Origin of the sequence: Pseudomonas sp. MWU347, assembly GCF_017947305.1 — a bacterium.
Classification (GTDB): Bacteria; Pseudomonadota; Gammaproteobacteria; order Pseudomonadales; family Pseudomonadaceae; genus Aquipseudomonas; species Aquipseudomonas putida_A.
On record NZ_JAFGZB010000009.1, the window covers coordinates 176,432 to 193,528 of the forward strand.

The following is a 17,097-nucleotide window of genomic DNA, read 5'->3' on the forward strand; positions in this document are numbered from 1 at the left end:
CCCTATCCAAGCCTGGCTCGCGAAACCGGGCGCAGGGATGGATCAGGGCGAGGGAGTTTTGCCAGTCGACAACAGGGCCGCAACGGTCAGGCGCAAGGCAAAACATGAAATACGCGTTCAATCTTCTCTGTGCAGCGGCCATCGCGTTCGGGCTGGCCGGCTGCATTGCCGCGCCGATCGAGATGACTGCGCAAACCGAAACTCGGCTCAAGTCCCAGGCCCCGGTGCGCTTTCTGCTGACCTTCGATGATGGCCCCAGCGCCTCGAGTTTCTGGAATCCGTCGGCGACCGTGCTCGATAGCCTCAAGGTCAACCCGGTGCAACCGGACATCAAAGCGGTGTTCTTCGTCCAGACCCGCGCGCCTCGCGCCGGTAACAGTGACATTGGTCGCGGCATCATGCGGCGCGAGCACGCCGAAGGGCACATCCTCGGATTCCATACCGCCACCCATTGGCACACCAATCATCGCTCGCTCGATCCGCAAGAACTGGAGCAGTCGTTGCGCAACGGCACGGCGGATATCGCCGCGATCACCGGAGCAGCACCGATCCTGCTGCGTCCGCCATTCTGGAATTACGACAAGCGCACCTTCGCCGCGTATCAGCAGCATGGCTTGCACGTGTTGTTGACCGATTTGAGCGCCAATGACGGCAAGATCTGGGGCTTCAACGCCAGTCCCCGACGTCGGGCGAATATGCTGCGCCAGCTATCGGAAGTCCGCGAGCGCATTGCCCTCGGCGAATTTCCGACCGTAGACGGGGTGATTCCGGTGGTGGTGACCTTTCATGACCTCAACCGCTACACCGCGCGGCATACCCGCGAATACCTGCAAATCCTGCTCGACAGCGCCGCCGCCACTGGCGTGAAACTGGCGGACAAACCGTTCTACGATGATCACGCGGCGCTGTTGAAGGCGGCCCTGGCGCGTACGGTTCAGCAGAGTTCGCAGCCGGTGCAGTTGCCGGGGATGTGGAACTGGATCTGGGATCATGACGCCCACTAAGGCTGCGCGAAAAATGTGATCGGGTTGGCACTTCTCGGGGTGGCGGGTTGCTGAGGGCTCATCTATGCTCAACGGGTCGATCGACTCATCGCCTGCGAGGCGTGCGCCCATGCTAGCTATTGCCGACATCTGCCGGATTGTCGAATCCGGCTTTCCGTCGCTTGAATGCGAATGCACACAAGTGGAGCAGGGACTGTTGCGGATCAAGGTTTATGAGCCTGACTCCGGGCGAGTCGAGTTGTTGCTCAATGGCGTCTCACCGGAACATCTGGTGACAATCCGCGACATTTCCAACTTCATTGGCGAATTGCGCACGGAAATGAGTGCCGGGCGCCGGGCATTCGCCGGCTGATACCTTACAAGCGCCGTTGAAACGCCTGCACGATGCGTAACGTCGCGTCGCTGGTGGGCAGATTCTGCACCGCGTCCAGCGGATGCCAGATGCATTCGGTGATCTCGTTTTGCGGGCGCAACTGCTCAAGATCGAGCACTGACGCCTCGTAGACATGATGCTGGGTGCTGCCGCTGTGCAGTTCCATCAGATACAACATCTGCTCGGCATCCAGTGCTGTTTCTTCCTGCAGCTCGCGCGTCGCCGCCCCGGCTTTGGTTTCCCCAGGCTCGACCTTGCCGCCGGGCAGTGTCCAGCGACAGCGGGGTTTGCGCACCAGGAGAACGTGTCGATCCTGCTCGCAAATAACGGTTGCGCGTACTTTCATCTGTTACCTGTTTACTGCGTGTCACATAAATGAAATAAAACTGCAATATTCGAGCCGGGCCCGGATTCAAAGGTTCCCTCGGGGTTTTGAGTGTTTGGCCTGGCGGAAAGTGCCAGAGCCTTGGCGCATCGCGATGGCGACACCCGGTCGGCACAACTGCGGCATCCGGGTGTAAGTTAAAAAGGCAGAGCTGAATCCACCGTCGGCAAAAAGGAGGTACCCATGAGCATTCCGGTCTTGAACAAAATGCACATGAACGGCTACGACGTACTCAGCGTGAACAACGGCCCGTGGCGTGTTTGTACTCAAGGCGATCGGCTTGCGTCGTTCGGTAGCAGAGAGGAAGCACTGGCCTATGCCGCTGCGTTGCCGGGTTACAGAAAACGCTCGGTGCGAGCGCGAAGTCACACTGCAAGTTGAAGCAAATGTAACGAAAGAGCCCCGGTGATTGCCGGGGCTTTTGTTGAGGTAAAGGGGGGGATCAGTGGACTTTGATCCGGCTGATGGAGCGCGTTTTCACTTCCTTGGCATACAGCTGCAAGCGTTCTTCATCACTTTGCAGCACCTCGCAGGACCTGAGTACCGCCTGGGCATCCGCTTCATTGCCGCTCTTGCGCAGCTGTTCGGCGATGCGTTTGAGGTCGACCGCCGACCATCTCAGATCCGATGCGACGGCTTGCAGGTCGCGCTGAAGTTCGTGTTCGTATTCATTGAGCCGCATGATCACCTCCGGAACATTCTCGGTAGAACAGAGTAGTCGCATTTTTCTTCGATGATGCGCAGCTCGTCTGCCACCGGGCTGCATGCATGTAAATATTTGTCCAATCTCCCTTGTGGGCGACGTGCCGCGCTGGATGTACACCCGGTTACACGTTACATTCGCGTTTTTCAAGATCAGGGAAACACCATGCGGATATGGATCGGGAGTTTGGCGTTGGCATTGCTGGCGGGTTGCTCATTGCCAGCATCGCTGGTGCCGGGCGAGCCAAATCTCAGCAAAACCACCACCAAAGCGCCTAAAGACTATGCCGCGTGCTTGTTGCCGTTGTGGCAGCAGGACATTCCTAAGACCACGCAGACGTCCATTTCCAACGGCTACCGGATCAAGGCGCCGAGCCTCGTCACCGCCGACGAGATTCTCGACATCATCAAATACAAGGACGGTAGTCGCGTTTCCCTGTATCAGGGACCGCCATGGGCCAAGTCCGGGTCGTTGCGCAAATCGGTGCGTGACTGCCTGTAAAGCCCAGCCTCCGCAGCAAAAACCAGCCGCACAAAAAGCAGAAACCGGATCAATGGTTTCTGCTTTTTTTGCTTTGCGAAATGCGCTGTGACAGATCGGCACGAGGCGTATTCCAGTGTGCGCTAGGCTTCTGAGTGCCACCCGGTAACCGGAGGGGCATGCCTTTCAAGGAGCCACGGATCATGGATGATCTGGTCAAAGAAGTTATTCCGTTGTTGCAGTACCTCATTCCCGGATTTGTCTCGACCTGGATTTTTTACACGCTCACTTCATTCAAGCGGCCTGATACGTTTGGGCAGATTGTGCAGGCGTTGATTTTCACGTTTGTGATTCATGGGGTGGTTTTGGGGATCGGGGCTATTGGTCTATGGGTAGGCTCGAAAGGCTTTTCTGTCGGAAAGTGGGATGGCAAAGCCCAGGCTGTGTGGGCGTTCATGGTTTCCATGGGGCTCGGCTTGTTGTCGTGTGCTCTGGCCTCGAATGACAAACTGCACAAATGGTTACGAAGTAAAAATGTAACGAATAAAAACTCATACCCCAGCGAGTGGTACAGCACCTTTGCCCGGCACAATCGCCTGGTAACGCTGCATTTGACGGATGAAAGGCGATTGTTCGGCTGGCCCGTCGAGTGGCCTTCAGGCCCTCTGGAAGGACAGTTCATCATGCTGAATCCAGGCTGGCTGGGGGAGGATGGCGTGGCGTTGCCTTTTGGCGCCGAACTATTGGTGATAGATTCCTCGAAAGTTCAGTGGGTCGAATTCAGTTCTGTCGAAGAGGTTTTATCATGAGCGCAAAAGAGCCTACTCCCATGCCGCCTGGCGTCAGGCGCCTCTTTTATGGCCCGGACGGCAAGCTGCTGGCCAAGCCCCTTGTCAAAGGGCCAAGTGCGCCGCCACCGCTAAAGCGCCAGTACCGGGATTGACTGAACGCCGCTCATCAAGCGGCGTTTCGTTATGTCTGGCATTTGTGGGGTCACTGGTCAGAGCGTATCCACCAACCAGTCCCTGAACGCTTTCAGTGACGGCAACGCCTCATTACGCGGCGGATACACCAGGTAGTAGCTGCGGCGGCTGGTGATCGGCTCCCCCAGTTGCTGCAGCTCGCCGTTAAGCAATTCATCCTCCACCAGAATCCGTGGCACCAGCCCCACGCCAATATTCGCCCGGACCGCCTGAATCAGGTGCGAAGTCATTTCAAAGCTCGGCCCGATGCGCATGCTGCGGTGTGGCAAACCATGATGGGTGAACCATTCCGCCCAGGCCTGGGCATTGCTGCTGACATTGAGCAGTAACTGCCCGGCGATGTGCTGTTCGGCTTCATCGCGCTCGGCCAATGACAACTGCGCACTGGCAATCACCACCAGTTCTTCAGTGTGCAGGGGCAGGGCGCTCAAGCCCGGCCAGTCCCCCGCACCGACGCAGATCGCCGCATCGATTTCGCTGGTGTCGAAGTCGATCGCTTGGATACGCGAATGCAAGTGCACGGTCATGCCGGGGTGTGCGGTGTAGAAGTCCTTGAGTCGCGGCAGCAGCCATTTCGAGCCGAAGGTCGGCAGCGTCGCCAGCCGTAAGCTGTGGATGCCGGAACCGAACGCCATGGCCTGCAACGTCGCGCTGCGGATCTGCCCGAGGGCTTCAGCGAGTTCGCGCTGATACATGCGCCCGACATCGGTCAGCACCACTTGCCGGCCTTCGCGGCTGAACAGGCGCATGCCGAGCATCTTTTCCAGAATCTGCACCTGACGGCTGACCGCGCTTTGCGTCAGCGACAGTTCGTGGGCGGCGCGGGTATAGCTTTCATGGCGTGCGGCAGCCTCGAAGGCCAGCAACAGCGACATGGAAGGGGTGAGGGTTCGCGGATTCATTCGTTTTAGTCATGGATTGCGGGTCGATTTTACGTTTGTCCCGACGGCGCCAAGCAATGAACATAAGCACCATGAGATGGCGGGAGCGTGACGCAATCATTCATTGCGCACAACTGTTCACTGCCACACGGCCCGATTTTGACCGAGATTTCCTCACCGATGATTGCCCAGCTGTCGCCCGCCACTGCATTGACCGCCGATTACCAGAAGTTCCTCAAAGCCCTGAAAGCCAGTGGTTTTCGTGGCGAGATCAGTGCCGATTACGCCAGTCGCGTGGTGCTCGCCACCGACAATTCGATCTATCAGCGTCTGCCGCAAGCGGCGGTGTTTCCAATGGATGCGGAGGATGTGGCGCGGGTGGCACGACTGATTGCCGAGCCGGCGTATCAGCAAGTGGTGATTACCCCGCGTGGCGGTGGTACCGGCACCAACGGCCAGTCGCTGACCGATGGCATCGTCGTCGACCTGTCGCGGCACATGAACCGTATTCTGGAAATCAACGTCGAGCAGCGCTGGGTGCGGGTGCAGGCCGGGGTGGTCAAGGATCAGCTCAACGCCGCGCTGAAATCAGCCGGGCTGTTTTTCGCCCCGGAGCTGTCGACCTCCAACCGCGCCACCGTCGGCGGCATGATCAACACCGACGCCAGCGGCCAGGGCAGTTGCACCTACGGCAAGACCCGCGACCATGTGCTGGAACTCGACATGGTCCTGCGCGGCGGTGAACGCCTGCACGGCGCAGCGCTTGCGGAAGACGAACTGACAGCGCTGTGCGCCCGTGAAGATCGGGTGGGTGAAGTTTATCGCTGTGCGCGGCAGATCATTGATGAGCAGGGCGAGCTGATCAAACAACGGTTCCCTGACCTCAACCGTTGCCTGACCGGCTACGACCTGGCGCACCTGCGCGAGGCCGACAAGCGTTTCAACCTCAACAGCGTGCTGTGCGGCGCCGAAGGCTCGCTGGGGTTTGTGGTGGAGGCGAAGCTCAACGTACTGCCGATCCCCAAACACACGATGCTGGTGAACATTCGCTACGCCGGGTTCATGGATGCGTTGCGCGATGCCCGGGCGCTGATGGCGCTCAAGCCGCTGTCGATTGAAACCGTGGATTCCAAGGTGTTGCTGCTGGCGATGCAGGACATCGTCTGGCACGGCGTCGCCGAATACTTCCCGGAAAGCGCCGAGCGCCCGACACTGGGGATCAACCTGGTGGAGTTCTGCGGTGACGATCCCGAGGATCTGCAGCGCCGGGTCGAAGCCTTCCTCGAACACTTGAGCAGCGACACCACCGTCGAACGCCTCGGCCATACCCTGGCGGTCGGCCAGGCGGCAGTGAACAAGGTTTATGGCATGCGCAAACGCGCGGTCGGCCTTCTCGGTAACGTTGCCGGCGAAGCGCGGCCGCAGCCGTTTGTTGAAGACACCGCGGTGCCGCCGCAGCACCTGGCCGAGTACATCGCCGAGTTGCGCGAGCTGCTCGACAGCCACGGTTTGCAGTACGGCATGTTCGGCCACGTTGATGCCGGGGTGCTGCACGTACGTCCGATTCTCGACATGAAGGATCCGCAGCAAGCGGCGCTGGTGCGCCCGGTGTCCGACGGCGTCGCGGCGCTGACCCAGCGTTACGGCGGCCTGTTGTGGGGTGAGCACGGCAAAGGCCTGCGCTCGGAATACGCGCCGGCGTTTTTCGGTGAGCTGTACCCGGCGTTGCAAGCGTTGAAAGCCGCGTTCGACCCGTTCAACCAGTTCAACCCGGGCAAGATCGCCACCCCGGCCAATACCGGTGCGGCGTTGCTGAAAATCGACGAAGTGACCCTGCGCGGCGAACTCGACCGACAGATCGACGAAAAGGTCTGGCAGAGCTACGGCGCAGCCATGCATTGCAACGGCAACGGCGCCTGCTACAACTTCGATCCCGACGACGCCATGTGCCCATCGTGGAAAGCCACCCGCGAGCGTGCGCAATCGCCCAAGGGGCGCGCATCGCTGATCCGCGAATGGCTGCGTTTGCAGGGCGAGGCAGGGGTGGATGTGCTGTCGGAGGCGATCCGTCATCCGGCATTTTTCCGCAACCTGTGGACACGCTGGCGCAACAGCCGCGCGCAGGATGCAGACTTTTCCCATGAGGTGTATGACGCCATGGCCGGTTGCCTGGCGTGCAAATCCTGCGCGGGACAGTGCCCGGTCAAGGTCAACGTGCCGGAATTCCGTTCGCGTTTCCTTGAGCTGTATCACAGCCGTTATCTGCGCCCGGCGCGGGACTATCTGATTGCTTCGCTGGAGTACAGCATTCCGTACATGGCGCGGATTCCGGCACTGTACAACGGTTTGATGGGCGCAACCTTTGTGCGCAAACAGTTGGAGCGTCTTGGCGGCATGGTCGATGTGCCGTTGCTCAGTCGCTTTGATTTCCACGCTGCGCTGCGCCGCTGGAAGGTGCAGCCGGCGACGGTTTCCACGCTGTCGGTGCTGACCCCGGCCCAGCGCGAGCGCAGTGTGGTGTTGGTGCAGGACGCCTTCACTCGTTACTTCGAGGCGCCGCTGCTGGCGGATCTGCTGGAGTTGATTTCACGACTTGGCTATCAGGTGTATCTGGCACCGTTCAGTGCCAATGGCAAGCCGCTGCATGTGCAGGGTTTCCTGTCAGCGTTCAACCGCGCGGCGTTGCGCAATGCGCAGCAACTTCGTGAGCTGGCGGACGTTGGCGTACCGCTGCTGGGGCTGGATCCGGCGATGACGCTGGTCTATCGCCAGGAATACCTGAAAGTGCCCGGCATGGACCACTGCCCGGAAGTCGCGCTGGTGCAGGAATGGCTGCTCAAGGTGATGCCGGAGCAGGCTACTGCCGATCCGGCCCGGTCATTCCGTCTGCTGGCACACTGCACCGAGAAAACCAACGCGCCGGCCGCCACTCGCCAGTGGGAACAAGTGTTCGAGCGAGCCGGATTGAAACTGGCGACGCAGGCCACCGGTTGCTGCGGCATGTCCGGCACCTACGGCCATGAAGCGCGCAACCGCGAAACCTCGGCGGTGATCTACGAGCAATCGTGGGCGCGGCAGGTTGAGGCGCCGGTGGAGCAGGGCGAAGCACTGGCCACCGGTTATTCCTGCCGCAGTCAGGTCAAGCGCCAGTCGGATCGGGCGCTGCGCCATCCGTTGCAGGTGCTGCTTGAGGTGGTGCGTCGCTGAGCGGTTCGTCGTCCGGGGCATTGTCCCAGATCAGCCGTGGGTCGAAACTCATCGCCGAGAGCATGGTGAACACCACCACCATGCCGAAAAACAGGATGCCCGGGCGTGGTTCGATATCGCCCAGCGCCTGGAACTTCACCAGCGCCGCGACCAGTGCGACCACCAGCACGTCGAGCATCGACCAGTAGCCGATCAGCTCGACGAAACGGTACAGCTTCGAACGCTCACGGCGCGCCCAGCCGCTGTCGCGCTGCACGGTGATCAGCAGCAGCGACAGGGCGACGAATTTAATCCCCGGCACCGCGATGCTGGCGATGAAAATGATCAGTGCGATGTCCCACGCGCCGCCCTCCCAGAACTCCAGCACGCCGCTCATGATCGTGCTGTCGGCGCCGTTGCCGAGCATCACCGTGTTCATCACCGGCAGTAGATTGGCCGGCACGTAAAACGCCAACGCGGCGAACAGATAGGCCCAGGTGCGCGTCAGGGAGTTGGTCTTGCGCCGATGCAGCGGCGCATCGCAGCGCGGGCACTCGTGCGGCTCGTCGGTCATGTCACAGGCCAGCCCACAGCTGTGGCACAGGCACAGATTCAGTTCGCTGGCGGTCGCGGGTCGCTTCATAGAATGTCCCACAGATCACGAATGTCACGGCCGGCAATGCGGATCATCATCAGACTCAGCACCGCCAGGGCGAACAGACCGATACCCGGCAGCACATCGAGCAGCCCGGCCAGTTTGAACACCGCGACCATCGCCCCCAGCAGACACACTTCGAGCATGCTCCACGGACGCAGGGTTTCCAGCCAGCGCATGCACAGCTTGAAGCCCGGTGCCCGGCGCGATGATAAGGCGAAACTCAGCACCCAGATCAGCAGCACCAGTTGAAACGCCGGGGCGATGATGATCGAAATCGCCGCGACCATCGCCATGAAGGTGATCGGCCCCTGACTCAGCGCCAGTACCGAATCCCACAGCGTCGCGCTGTTCTTCAGGCCCTTCATGCTGATGCTCATCACCGGATAGAAATTGGCGAACAGCCACAGCATCGCCGCAGTGAAACTCAGGGCCAGCCGCTGCTCGACGGTCAAGCCGTTGTAGCGCTGCAGCACGCCGCCGCACCGCACGCAGAGGGTTTTCTGGTGTTTGCCGAGCACGACCTTTTCGTACACGCAGTCGCAATGCTCGCAGATGATCAGGTGTTCGGTTGAGGTCATGGGCAACGCTCGACAGCAGGCGCAAAGCGCAGGGGGCGCCTGATCACTATAGAAGCCTGACGTGATTGGGCAAATGTCGTTTGGGTTGGGAATCGACATCTTAATGTTATAGAGTAACGCCAATTTTTGGCGGGGCGTGCGGTTGCGATCCCCTGATTCATTTGCTCGTTGGCGAGATCTCCATGACGATTGTGTGTACCCGTTCCAACCCGCCGCCGACCGGCCGCTTGCTGTCTATTGATGCACTGAGAGGTCTGGTCATCCTGTTCATGCTGCTGGATCACGTGCGCGAGACGTTCCTGTTGCACCGTCAGGTGTCCGACCCGATGGACATCGCCAACACCGAGCCGGCGTTGTTTTTCAGTCGCACGTTGGCGCATCTGTGCGCACCGGTGTTCGTGTTGCTGACTGGATTGTCTGCGTGGCTGTTCGGCGAGAAGTACGCGGGCAAGGCCGATGTCAGTGCCTTCCTGTTCAAGCGTGGGCTGTTTCTGGTGGTGCTGGAATTCACCTTGGTGAATTTTGCATGGACGTTTCAGTTGCCGCCGAGCGTGATCTATCTGCAGGTGATCTGGGCGATTGGCTTGAGCATGATCGCGTTGTCGCTGCTGGTCTGGTTGCCGCGCTGGCTGTTGCTGACGCTGAGTCTGGCGATTATTGCCGGGCATAACCTGCTGGACGGGCTGCATTTCGCGCTGGAGTCGGCACTGCATGTGCCATGGGCGATCCTGCATGATCGGGGCTGGATCGAGGTCGGTGACAGTCTGCGCTTGCGCACTTCGTATCCGCTGTTGCCGTGGATCGGCGTGATCGGTCTGGGTTATGCGCTGGGCCCGTGGTTTGCCCGTGCGGCCGACGCCGGAGTTCGTCAGCAGTGCCTGTTGCTGGCTGGTATCGCCGGACTGCTGGGTTTCGTCGGGCTGCGGTTGCTCAACGGATACGGCGAAAAGCCTTGGGCGGTTGAAGACACGACCGTGCAAACGCTGATGGCGTTTTTCAACATCACCAAGTATCCGCCATCGCTGCTGTTCATCAGCCTGACGGTGAGCATCGGATTGCTGCTGTTGCTGGCGTTCGAACGGCTACAGACGCGGCACTGGATTCGCTGGCTGACGGTCTTCGGTTCGGCGCCGATGTTCTTTTATCTGCTGCATCTGTACGTGCTGAAGGTGCTGTACCTGATGGCGCTGGCGCTGTTCGGACTGAATCAGGGCAGCCATTTCGGCTTCGACTCGGTGCCGGCAATCTGGCTGGTGTCGGTGCTGCTGGCGGTGGCGCTGTACCCGGCGGTGCGCTGGTTTTCCGCGCTGAAATCGCGGCGCCGCGATATTGCCTGGCTGAAATATCTGTAAGCCCTAGTGACCACTGCGCTCGCGCGCGAAGTCGATAAAAGCCTTGAGCGGCGCCGGTACGTGGCGCCTGCTCGGGTAGTACAGATGCAGGCCCGGATAGTAGGGGCACCAGTCGGCCAACAGCTGAATCAGACGCCCCGATGCCAAGTGTTCGCTGACCATGTCATCGAACACATACGCCAATCCCAGGCCTTGCAGTGCAGGGCCGACCATCAAGCTGACGTCGCCCAGGGTCAGCGGGCCGTTGACCTCGATTTCCTGGGCAATGCCATCGCGTTCGAATTCCCAGCGATACAGGGCGCCACTGGGGTAGCGGTGGCGCAGGCACGGCAAATCGCGCAGATCTTCGGGTTTTTGCGGCGCAGGATAGCGTTCAAGGAATGCCGGCGAAGCCACCACCACCGACCGCATCGCCGGGCCAATCGGCAGCGAGACCATGTCGGCCTGCAGTCGATCGCCAAAGCGCACGCCCGCATCAAATCCGCCAGCGACGATATCGAGCAATGCTTCGCTTTCGACCACCTCCATGCGAATGTCCGGATACGTCTGCAAGAACTCGCTGGCAATCGGCAGCAAGACCAGTTCGCACGCCTGGCGTCCGCAGGTGATACGCAGGTTGCCGGTGGGTTTGTCGCGAAAATGGTTGAGGTCTTCCAGTGCGTCGTCAATGTCGCGGAACGCCGGTTTCAGGCGCGCGTAAAAGCGCTCACCGGCCTCGGTCAACGCCACGCTGCGGGTGGTGCGATTGAATAGACGCACACCGAGGCGATTCTCCAAAGCCTTTACCGAATGGCTCAGGGCTGACGGGGTGAGCCCGAGTTCGACGGCGGCCTTGCTGAAATTCAAGTGCTGCGCCGTACAGAGAAATACGCAAAGGTCTGCCGCTGAGGGTGATTTCATCTGTGAATCCCTTTCACAAAGTCATGCAAAATTGCTGGGATTATCGCATCAATCTGACGGCCTTAAAGTCGCAGCCTGGCAATTTCTTTAAAGGATGAATGCATGACAACGGTCGCTCATCAACCAGGCGCGCATAACAAGGTGCTAATCCTCGCGGCCGTGTGCCTGTCGGCATTGGTACTGCCCTTGAGTTTTACCGGTGGCGCGGTGGCGACGCCCGCCATTGGTCGTGATCTGGGCGGCAGCCCCGTGGCCCTGACCTGGATCACCAATGCGTTCATGTTGTCATTCGGCAGTTTGCTGATGGCGGCGGGAGCGTTGGCCGACGTCTATGGGCGTAAACGCCTGTTCAGCTTCGGCATGTTGTTGTTCACCGCAGCATCGATCGCGCAGAGTCTGGCACCGTCGGTGTACTGGCTGGATGGGCTGCGTGCGGTGCAGGGCGTGGCGGGTGCTGCAGCGTTGGCAAGCGGCTCAGCGTCGCTGGCGCAGGAATTCGAAGGCCATGCGCGGACCCGCGCGTACAGCGTACTCGGTACCACATTCGGCATTGGTCTGGCTTTCGGGCCGCTGCTGGCCGGCGCATTGATCGAGGCGTTCAACTGGCGGGCGATTTTTGTTTTCACCGCGCTGATCGGCGTAATCGCCATGGTCTTCGGCCTGCCGCGCATGCGCGAAAGCCGCAACCCGGATGCCACGGGACTGGATTGGCCGGGCACGATCACCTTCAGCACGATGCTGGCGCTGTTCACCTTCGGCGTGATTCAGGCGCCGGAAAGCGGTTGGGGCAGCCCGCCGGTGGTCGGTCTGCTGAGTGCTTCGGCATTGTTGCTGGGGTTATTCGTGATGATCGAAAAGCGCGTCAAACATCCGATGCTCGATCTGACCCTGTTGCGTTTTCCGCGCTTCATCGGCGTGCAGATGCTGCCGATCGGCACCTGTTTTTGCTACATCGTGCTGGTGGTGATGTTGCCATTGCGCTTTATCGGCGTGGAAGGCTTGAGCGAAATCGACGCCGGCCTGCTGTTGCTGGCGCTGTCGGCGCCCATGCTGGTGGTGCCGATGCTGGCGGCGTCGATGGCCCGGTTTGTCTCGGCGGGAATCCTGTCGGGAATCGGTTTTCTGATCGCTGCATTGGGCTTGCACGGGTTGAGCCTGTACAACGTCGGCGAGCCGAAAGCCGCCTTGGTCATTGCGATGCTGTTGATCGGGATTGGCACCGGTTTGCCGTGGGGGTTGATGGATGGTCTGTCGGTCAGCGTCGTACCGAAAGAGCGCGCGGGGATGGCGGCGGGGATCTTCAATACCGTGCGCGTGGCGGGTGAGGGTATTGCGCTGGCGGTGGTGGGCGCTGTGCTGACTTCGCTGCTGCATACCGATCTGACGGGGGCAGTGGCAGGCAGTGTCGATGCGGCGTTGATTGCCGAGACCGCTCACCGGGTTACCACGGGCGACATGGCGCATGCGCTCAACATGGTTCCGGGGCTGGCCAGCGAGCGTCTGGTGCAAGGTTATGCCTCGGCGTTTCAGTACCTGCTGCACATCCTGACCGTGATCACGCTGGCTTCGGCGGCAGTGGTGCTTGGGCTGTTGAGCAAGGATCGGGCGGTTACGCAGCCGCAAAAAACAGCGCCCGACTTGCTATAGCGGTGTGTGCGGAATTTTCGAGTGTGGGAGCGGGCTTGCTCGCGAAGGCGTCAGGTCAGTCACGATCAATGCTGAACATGCCGGCCCCTTCGTGAGCAAGCCCACTCCCACCTGTGCGTGTTGGAGTCCTGATTATTTGCGATCCAGCCACACCGTCTGCGCGTTGCAGAACTCGCGCACGCCGAAGTGCGACAACTCGCGACCGAAACCGCTTTTCTTCACGCCACCGAAGGTCACGCGCGGGTCACTGGCCGAATAGCCGTTGATGAACACGCCGCCAGTGTCCAGTTCGCTGGTCAGTTGCTGGGCCAGTGCGACGTTGGCGGTGTAGATCGTCGCGGTCAGGCCGAAGTCGCTGTCGTTGGCCAGGGCGATGGCGTGGGCGCAATCGCGGGCAGTGATGATCGATGCCACCGGGCCGAACAGTTCCTGTTTGAACGAGGTCATGCGGTCGGTGACATCGGCCAGCACGGTTGGCTCGTAGTAGTTGCCCGGGCCTTGCGCCTTACCGCCGCCGAGCAACAGGGTGGCGCCTTCTTCGAGGGTGTCGCGCACTTGCTGGTCGAGTTCATCACGCAGATCGAAACGCGCCATCGGCCCGATGTAGGTGTCGGCGGACAGCGGATCGCCGACTTTCAATTGACGCGTGGCCTCGACGAATTTGCGGGTGAACTCTTCGACCACGCCTTCTTCGATGATCAGGCGCTTGGCCGCGGCGCAGACCTGGCCGGAGTTCTGATAACGACCAATCACGGCAGCCTGCACGGCTTCGTCCAGATCAGCGTCATTGAGCACGATGAACGGGTCGGAACCACCCAGTTCCAGCACGCATTTCTTCAGCGCGGCACCGGCCTGAGCGCCGATGGCCATACCGGCACGGACGCTGCCGGTCAGGGTGACAGCGGCGATGCGCGAGTCGGCGATGGCGGTCGAAACACCTTCGGGGGTGACGTTGATCACTTCAAACACGCCGTCAGCGAAACCGGCGTTCTTGAAGGCGTCGCGCAGCAGGTAGGCGCTGCCCATCACGTTCGGCGCATGCTTGAGCACGTAGGTGTTGCCGGCGATCAGCGCCGGAACGGCACCGCGCAGCACCTGCCAGATCGGGAAGTTCCACGGCATCACGGCGAGGATCGGCCCGAGTGGTCGGTACTCGATGCGCGCCTTGCCGCCTTCAACCTGAGTCGGTTCGGCGTCGAGCATCGCCGGACCGTTTTCGGCATACCACTCGCAGAGCTTGGCGCATTTTTCGATTTCGCCACGGGCCTGGGCGATCGGCTTGCCCATTTCCAAGGTGATCATGGTCGCCATGGCTTCGGCGCTGTCACGCAGGGCGCCGGCGAGGGCGGTCAGGGCGCGGGAGCGATCCTGCAGCGGCTTGCGTTTCCATTTCGAGAAACCGAACGCGGCGCGGGTCAGCGCAGCGTCGAGGGTCTCGGCGGATTCAAAGGCGTAGTGACCGATCTGTTCGCCGGTGGCAGGGTTGATCGAAATGGCGTGGGTTTGGCTGGAAATCTGGCTCATGGCTGGCTCCTGCGAGTTCAGTGGATGGGCCTAGAGTAGGGTGGCGTTTGTTTTCTGGAAACTGAATAATAAAGATCGTTTCTTTCACGATTGGAGAATGACTGTGGATCTGGTGCAGCTGGAAATCTTCAAGGCCGTTGCCGAGCACGGCAGCATCAGCGCTGCTGCGGCGCAGATTCATCGCGTGCCATCGAACCTGACCACGCGGATCAAACAGCTGGAGCAGGACTTGGGCGTCGACCTGTTCATTCGCGAGAAAAGTCGTCTGCGTCTGTCGCCCGCCGGCTGGAGTTTTCTCGAATACGCGCGGCGCATTCTCGATCTGGTGCAGGAAGCGCGGGCCACGGTCGCTGGTGAAGAGCCGCAGGGTGCGTTTCCCCTCGGTTCGCTGGAAAGTACCGCCGCCGTGCGCATCCCCGAACTGCTCGCGGCGTACAACCAGTTGCATCCCAAGGTCGATCTGGATCTGTCGACCGGCCCGTCCGGGACAATGATCGACGGCGTACTCTCCGGACGATTGGCGGCGGCCTTCGTCGATGGCCCGGTGCTGCACCCGGCGCTGGAAGGCGTGCCGGCGTTCGAGGAGGAGATGGTCATCATCGCGCCACTCAATCACCCCCCGGTGCAACGCGCGGCGGATGTGAACGGCGAGAACATCTACGCGTTCCGCTCCAACTGCTCCTATCGTCATCACTTCGAAAAATGGTTTAGCACCGACGCTGCCGTGCCGGGCAAGATTTTCGAGATGGAGTCTTACCACGGCATGCTCGCCTGCGTCAGCGCCGGGGCCGGGCTGGCGCTGATGCCGCGCAAAATGCTGCAAAGCATGCCTGGCAGCGCGACGGTCAGCGTGTGGCCGCTGGCGGCGGACTTTCGCTATCTGACCACGTGGCTGGTGTGGCGCCGGGGCACGGTGTCGCGCAGCTTGGGCATGTTCGTGCGTTTGCTGGAAGAACGCGGTGTGGTGCGTGCGGAAGAGTAATTGACACGTTGTGTCATGGCTGTATCTTGATCGGCGTTTCGCAATATAAAAAACTACACAGCGTAGCCATGAGGAACAAGCAAATGAGTGCAGCCCTGAGCGGTAAAGAAGCAGTCGGTGAGCGGTTTGTGCTGGAGACGATGCGCCACGCGCAGAATCTGACCTGGAACGCCGTTGACGCCATCGCCCAGGTGATCAAGCCCGGCATGCGTGAGTCCGAAGCCCAGGAGCGGGGCAAGCAGATTCTCGCCGAACTGGGCATGGACCGCATCTGGCATCCGCTGCTGATTCGCTTCGGCGCCAATACGCTGAAGGCGTTCAAGGAGCGTTCCGAAGGCGATCCGGTGCTCGGTGACAACGATATTTTCTTCATTGACATGGGCGTGGTCTGGCAGGGGCACGAAGGCGATGCCGGCGCAACCTTCACCACCGGCTCCGATCCGGAAATGATCGCCTGCGCGGCGGCGTCCAAGGAGCTGTTCAAGCGTGTCGAGGCACTGTGGCGCCAAGGCGTGAGCGGTGTCGAACTGTACCGCTATGCCAGCGATCAGGCTGAAGCCATGGGCTGGAAACTCAATCTCGATATCAAGGGCCACCGCGTCAGCGATTTCCCTCACGCGATCCATCGAGGCGGCAATCTCGGCGATTTCGACCAGACGCCAAATGCCGGTGTATGGATTCTGGAAATCCAGATCGCCCACCCGCAGCGACCGTTCGGCGCGTTTTATGAAGATCTGTTGATCTGATTGTCACGGCGTACCGTTTCTGCCGTACAGGCGAAAGCCTTCGCGTTGGCTCAGACGCTGGTAATACGCGCTGACGGCGGGATAGTCCGGATGCGCGAGCGGCGTTTCGAACCAGCGGTTGACTGACAGCCCGATGGGGATATCGGCGAGGGAAAACCGGTCGCCACTGACGTAGGCGCCAGTCTTCTGCAACTGTTGATCGAGGATGCCCATGGTCTGCGACCACTGCTCGATGCCGTTGAGCAACGCGGCGCTGTCCTGATGATCTGGTGACTGACGCGCCAGCGACATGAACGCATACGACCACGACCGGTTCAACTCCGAGGCCTGCCAGTCGATCCACTGATCGACCCGCGCACGAACTCGCGGCTCGGCGGGGTAGAGGTCTGCGCCGCCATAGTTGCCCGCCAGATAACGAATGATCGTATTGGATTCCCACAGGGTGAAATCGCCGTCCTGAATCACCGGCACCATGGCGCAGGGGTTGAGGGCGAGAAACTCCGGGGTGTCGGTGGGTTTGAAGCCCGAGCCCCAATCCTCACGCTCGAACGGGATCTGCAGTTCAGCGCAGGTCCACAGCACTTTGCGCACGTTGATCGAAGACGCCTTGCCCAGAATTCGCAGCATGAGTTTTCCCTGTCTCGTGGGTGCCTGTCGGGGCATCAAGAAATACCACACCACAACGCAGAAGGCCCGCGCATGGCGGGCCTTCTTT

The 17,097-nt window shown here is 60.6% G+C and carries 18 protein-coding genes; 10 read left to right on the forward strand and 8 right to left on the reverse strand.

Annotated elements, in window-relative coordinates:
* Window positions 1-104 precede the first annotated feature (104 nt).
* Complete coding sequence (locus KCG87_RS20090) at window positions 105-1,004, forward strand: polysaccharide deacetylase family protein (protein ID WP_098964370.1); 900 nt, start codon at window positions 105-107, stop codon at window positions 1,002-1,004.
* 109 nt (window positions 1,005-1,113) lie between these two features.
* Window positions 1,114-1,356 carry a DUF1652 domain-containing protein gene (locus KCG87_RS20095; RefSeq protein ID WP_003225919.1) on the forward strand — a complete coding sequence of 81 codons (243 nt, stop codon included), beginning with the start codon at window positions 1,114-1,116 and terminating at the stop codon, window positions 1,354-1,356.
* 4 nt (window positions 1,357-1,360) lie between these two features.
* On the opposite strand, the gene KCG87_RS20100 is transcribed toward KCG87_RS20095, so the two are convergent.
* Entirely contained in the window at window positions 1,361-1,723 is a 363-nt protein-coding gene (locus tag KCG87_RS20100) for an NUDIX hydrolase (protein ID WP_098964369.1), read from the reverse strand.
* A 222-nt stretch (window positions 1,724-1,945) separates the two neighbouring features.
* Here KCG87_RS20100 and KCG87_RS20105 point away from each other — a divergent pair, with 222 nt between their 5' ends.
* Window positions 1,946-2,143: a DUF2188 domain-containing protein gene (locus KCG87_RS20105; RefSeq protein WP_096796397.1), complete on the forward strand. Its 198-nt coding sequence runs from the start codon at window positions 1,946-1,948 to the stop codon at window positions 2,141-2,143.
* 61 nt (window positions 2,144-2,204) lie between these two features.
* Here the strand turns inward: KCG87_RS20105 and KCG87_RS20110 are convergent, their stop codons facing one another.
* The gene (locus KCG87_RS20110; RefSeq protein ID WP_098964368.1) at window positions 2,205-2,444 is read right to left on the reverse strand and encodes a hypothetical protein; all 240 of its coding nucleotides are present in this window, start codon (window positions 2,442-2,444) and stop codon (window positions 2,205-2,207) included.
* Window positions 2,445-2,630: 186 nt separating this feature from the next.
* Here KCG87_RS20110 and KCG87_RS20115 point away from each other — a divergent pair, with 186 nt between their 5' ends.
* Together KCG87_RS20115 and KCG87_RS20120 are read left to right on the forward strand one after the other, a co-directional pair.
* Window positions 2,631-2,966 (forward strand): hypothetical protein, encoded by a 336-nt coding sequence (locus KCG87_RS20115; protein WP_003225912.1) that lies wholly within the window; start codon window positions 2,631-2,633, stop codon window positions 2,964-2,966.
* A gap of 182 nt (window positions 2,967-3,148) precedes the next feature.
* Entirely contained in the window at window positions 3,149-3,754 is a 606-nt protein-coding gene (locus tag KCG87_RS20120; RefSeq protein ID WP_210558740.1) for a DUF6338 family protein, read from the forward strand.
* A gap of 191 nt (window positions 3,755-3,945) precedes the next feature.
* On the opposite strand, the gene KCG87_RS20125 is transcribed toward KCG87_RS20120, so the two are convergent.
* Entirely contained in the window at window positions 3,946-4,830 is an 885-nt protein-coding gene (locus KCG87_RS20125; RefSeq protein WP_210558741.1) for a LysR substrate-binding domain-containing protein, read from the reverse strand.
* 159 nt (window positions 4,831-4,989) lie between these two features.
* Here KCG87_RS20125 and KCG87_RS20130 point away from each other — a divergent pair, with 159 nt between their 5' ends.
* Complete coding sequence (locus KCG87_RS20130; protein ID WP_210558742.1) at window positions 4,990-8,016, forward strand: FAD-binding and (Fe-S)-binding domain-containing protein; 3,027 nt, start codon at window positions 4,990-4,992, stop codon at window positions 8,014-8,016.
* Here KCG87_RS20130 and KCG87_RS20135 read toward each other — a convergent pair.
* Window positions 7,949-8,638: a paraquat-inducible protein A gene (locus KCG87_RS20135; protein ID WP_210558743.1), complete on the reverse strand. Its 690-nt coding sequence runs from the start codon at window positions 8,636-8,638 to the stop codon at window positions 7,949-7,951. The two genes, KCG87_RS20130 and KCG87_RS20135, sit on opposite strands and share 68 nt — an antisense overlap.
* Complete coding sequence (locus KCG87_RS20140; RefSeq protein WP_003225887.1) at window positions 8,635-9,231, reverse strand: paraquat-inducible protein A; 597 nt, start codon at window positions 9,229-9,231, stop codon at window positions 8,635-8,637. Before KCG87_RS20140 ends, KCG87_RS20135 begins: the two co-directional genes overlap by 4 nt.
* Before the next feature lie 182 nt (window positions 9,232-9,413).
* Here KCG87_RS20140 and KCG87_RS20145 point away from each other — a divergent pair, with 182 nt between their 5' ends.
* Window positions 9,414-10,583: a DUF1624 domain-containing protein gene (locus tag KCG87_RS20145; RefSeq protein ID WP_210558744.1), complete on the forward strand. Its 1,170-nt coding sequence runs from the start codon at window positions 9,414-9,416 to the stop codon at window positions 10,581-10,583.
* 3 nt (window positions 10,584-10,586) lie between these two features.
* Here the strand turns inward: KCG87_RS20145 and KCG87_RS20150 are convergent, their stop codons facing one another.
* Window positions 10,587-11,483, reverse strand: a complete 897-nt coding sequence (locus KCG87_RS20150; protein WP_210558745.1) for a LysR family transcriptional regulator — start codon at window positions 11,481-11,483, stop codon at window positions 10,587-10,589.
* A gap of 102 nt (window positions 11,484-11,585) precedes the next feature.
* On the opposite strand from KCG87_RS20150, the gene KCG87_RS20155 reads away from it, so the two are divergent.
* On the forward strand, window positions 11,586-13,130 hold the full coding sequence (locus tag KCG87_RS20155; RefSeq protein ID WP_210558746.1) for an MFS transporter: 1,545 nt from the start codon (window positions 11,586-11,588) through the stop codon (window positions 13,128-13,130).
* A gap of 132 nt (window positions 13,131-13,262) precedes the next feature.
* Here KCG87_RS20155 and KCG87_RS20160 read toward each other — a convergent pair whose 3' ends face one another.
* Window positions 13,263-14,654: an aldehyde dehydrogenase family protein gene (locus KCG87_RS20160; RefSeq protein WP_210558747.1), complete on the reverse strand. Its 1,392-nt coding sequence runs from the start codon at window positions 14,652-14,654 to the stop codon at window positions 13,263-13,265.
* Window positions 14,655-14,757: 103 nt separating this feature from the next.
* On the opposite strand from KCG87_RS20160, the gene KCG87_RS20165 reads away from it, so the two are divergent.
* Window positions 14,758-15,636 carry a LysR family transcriptional regulator gene (locus tag KCG87_RS20165; RefSeq protein ID WP_134787600.1) on the forward strand — a complete coding sequence of 293 codons (879 nt, stop codon included), beginning with the start codon at window positions 14,758-14,760 and terminating at the stop codon, window positions 15,634-15,636.
* Between the two features lie 83 nt (window positions 15,637-15,719).
* Window positions 15,720-16,382 (forward strand): M24 family metallopeptidase, encoded by a 663-nt coding sequence (locus KCG87_RS20170; protein ID WP_115989532.1) that lies wholly within the window; start codon window positions 15,720-15,722, stop codon window positions 16,380-16,382.
* A gap of 3 nt (window positions 16,383-16,385) precedes the next feature.
* On the opposite strand, the gene KCG87_RS20175 is transcribed toward KCG87_RS20170, so the two are convergent.
* Window positions 16,386-17,009, reverse strand: coding sequence for a glutathione S-transferase (locus KCG87_RS20175; RefSeq protein WP_098964358.1), 624 nt, complete (start codon window positions 17,007-17,009; stop codon window positions 16,386-16,388).
* Window positions 17,010-17,097: the final 88 nt, after the last annotated feature.

What these genes read in the sequence shown, in the direction of transcription:
- KCG87_RS20130 (WP_210558742.1), top strand. Translation starts at nt 4,990, where the DNA reads ATGATTGCCCAGCTGTCGCCCGCCACTGCATTGACCGCCGATTACCAG.
- KCG87_RS20100 (WP_098964369.1), bottom strand. Translation starts at nt 1,723, where the DNA reads ATGAAAGTACGCGCAACCGTTATTTGCGAGCAGGATCGACACGTTCTC.
- KCG87_RS20135 (WP_210558743.1), bottom strand. Translation starts at nt 8,638, where the DNA reads ATGAAGCGACCCGCGACCGCCAGCGAACTGAATCTGTGCCTGTGCCAC.
- KCG87_RS20175 (WP_098964358.1), bottom strand. Translation starts at nt 17,009, where the DNA reads ATGCTGCGAATTCTGGGCAAGGCGTCTTCGATCAACGTGCGCAAAGTG.
- KCG87_RS20160 (WP_210558747.1), bottom strand. Translation starts at nt 14,654, where the DNA reads ATGAGCCAGATTTCCAGCCAAACCCACGCCATTTCGATCAACCCTGCC.
- KCG87_RS20150 (WP_210558745.1), bottom strand. Translation starts at nt 11,483, where the DNA reads ATGAAATCACCCTCAGCGGCAGACCTTTGCGTATTTCTCTGTACGGCG.
- KCG87_RS20125 (WP_210558741.1), bottom strand. Translation starts at nt 4,830, where the DNA reads ATGAATCCGCGAACCCTCACCCCTTCCATGTCGCTGTTGCTGGCCTTC.
- KCG87_RS20105 (WP_096796397.1), top strand. Translation starts at nt 1,946, where the DNA reads ATGAGCATTCCGGTCTTGAACAAAATGCACATGAACGGCTACGACGTA.
- KCG87_RS20120 (WP_210558740.1), top strand. Translation starts at nt 3,149, where the DNA reads ATGGATGATCTGGTCAAAGAAGTTATTCCGTTGTTGCAGTACCTCATT.
- KCG87_RS20140 (WP_003225887.1), bottom strand. Translation starts at nt 9,231, where the DNA reads ATGACCTCAACCGAACACCTGATCATCTGCGAGCATTGCGACTGCGTG.
- KCG87_RS20145 (WP_210558744.1), top strand. Translation starts at nt 9,414, where the DNA reads ATGACGATTGTGTGTACCCGTTCCAACCCGCCGCCGACCGGCCGCTTG.
- KCG87_RS20155 (WP_210558746.1), top strand. Translation starts at nt 11,586, where the DNA reads ATGACAACGGTCGCTCATCAACCAGGCGCGCATAACAAGGTGCTAATC.
- KCG87_RS20110 (WP_098964368.1), bottom strand. Translation starts at nt 2,444, where the DNA reads ATGCGGCTCAATGAATACGAACACGAACTTCAGCGCGACCTGCAAGCC.
- KCG87_RS20090 (WP_098964370.1), top strand. Translation starts at nt 105, where the DNA reads ATGAAATACGCGTTCAATCTTCTCTGTGCAGCGGCCATCGCGTTCGGG.
- KCG87_RS20095 (WP_003225919.1), top strand. Translation starts at nt 1,114, where the DNA reads ATGCTAGCTATTGCCGACATCTGCCGGATTGTCGAATCCGGCTTTCCG.
- KCG87_RS20170 (WP_115989532.1), top strand. Translation starts at nt 15,720, where the DNA reads ATGAGTGCAGCCCTGAGCGGTAAAGAAGCAGTCGGTGAGCGGTTTGTG.
- KCG87_RS20115 (WP_003225912.1), top strand. Translation starts at nt 2,631, where the DNA reads ATGCGGATATGGATCGGGAGTTTGGCGTTGGCATTGCTGGCGGGTTGC.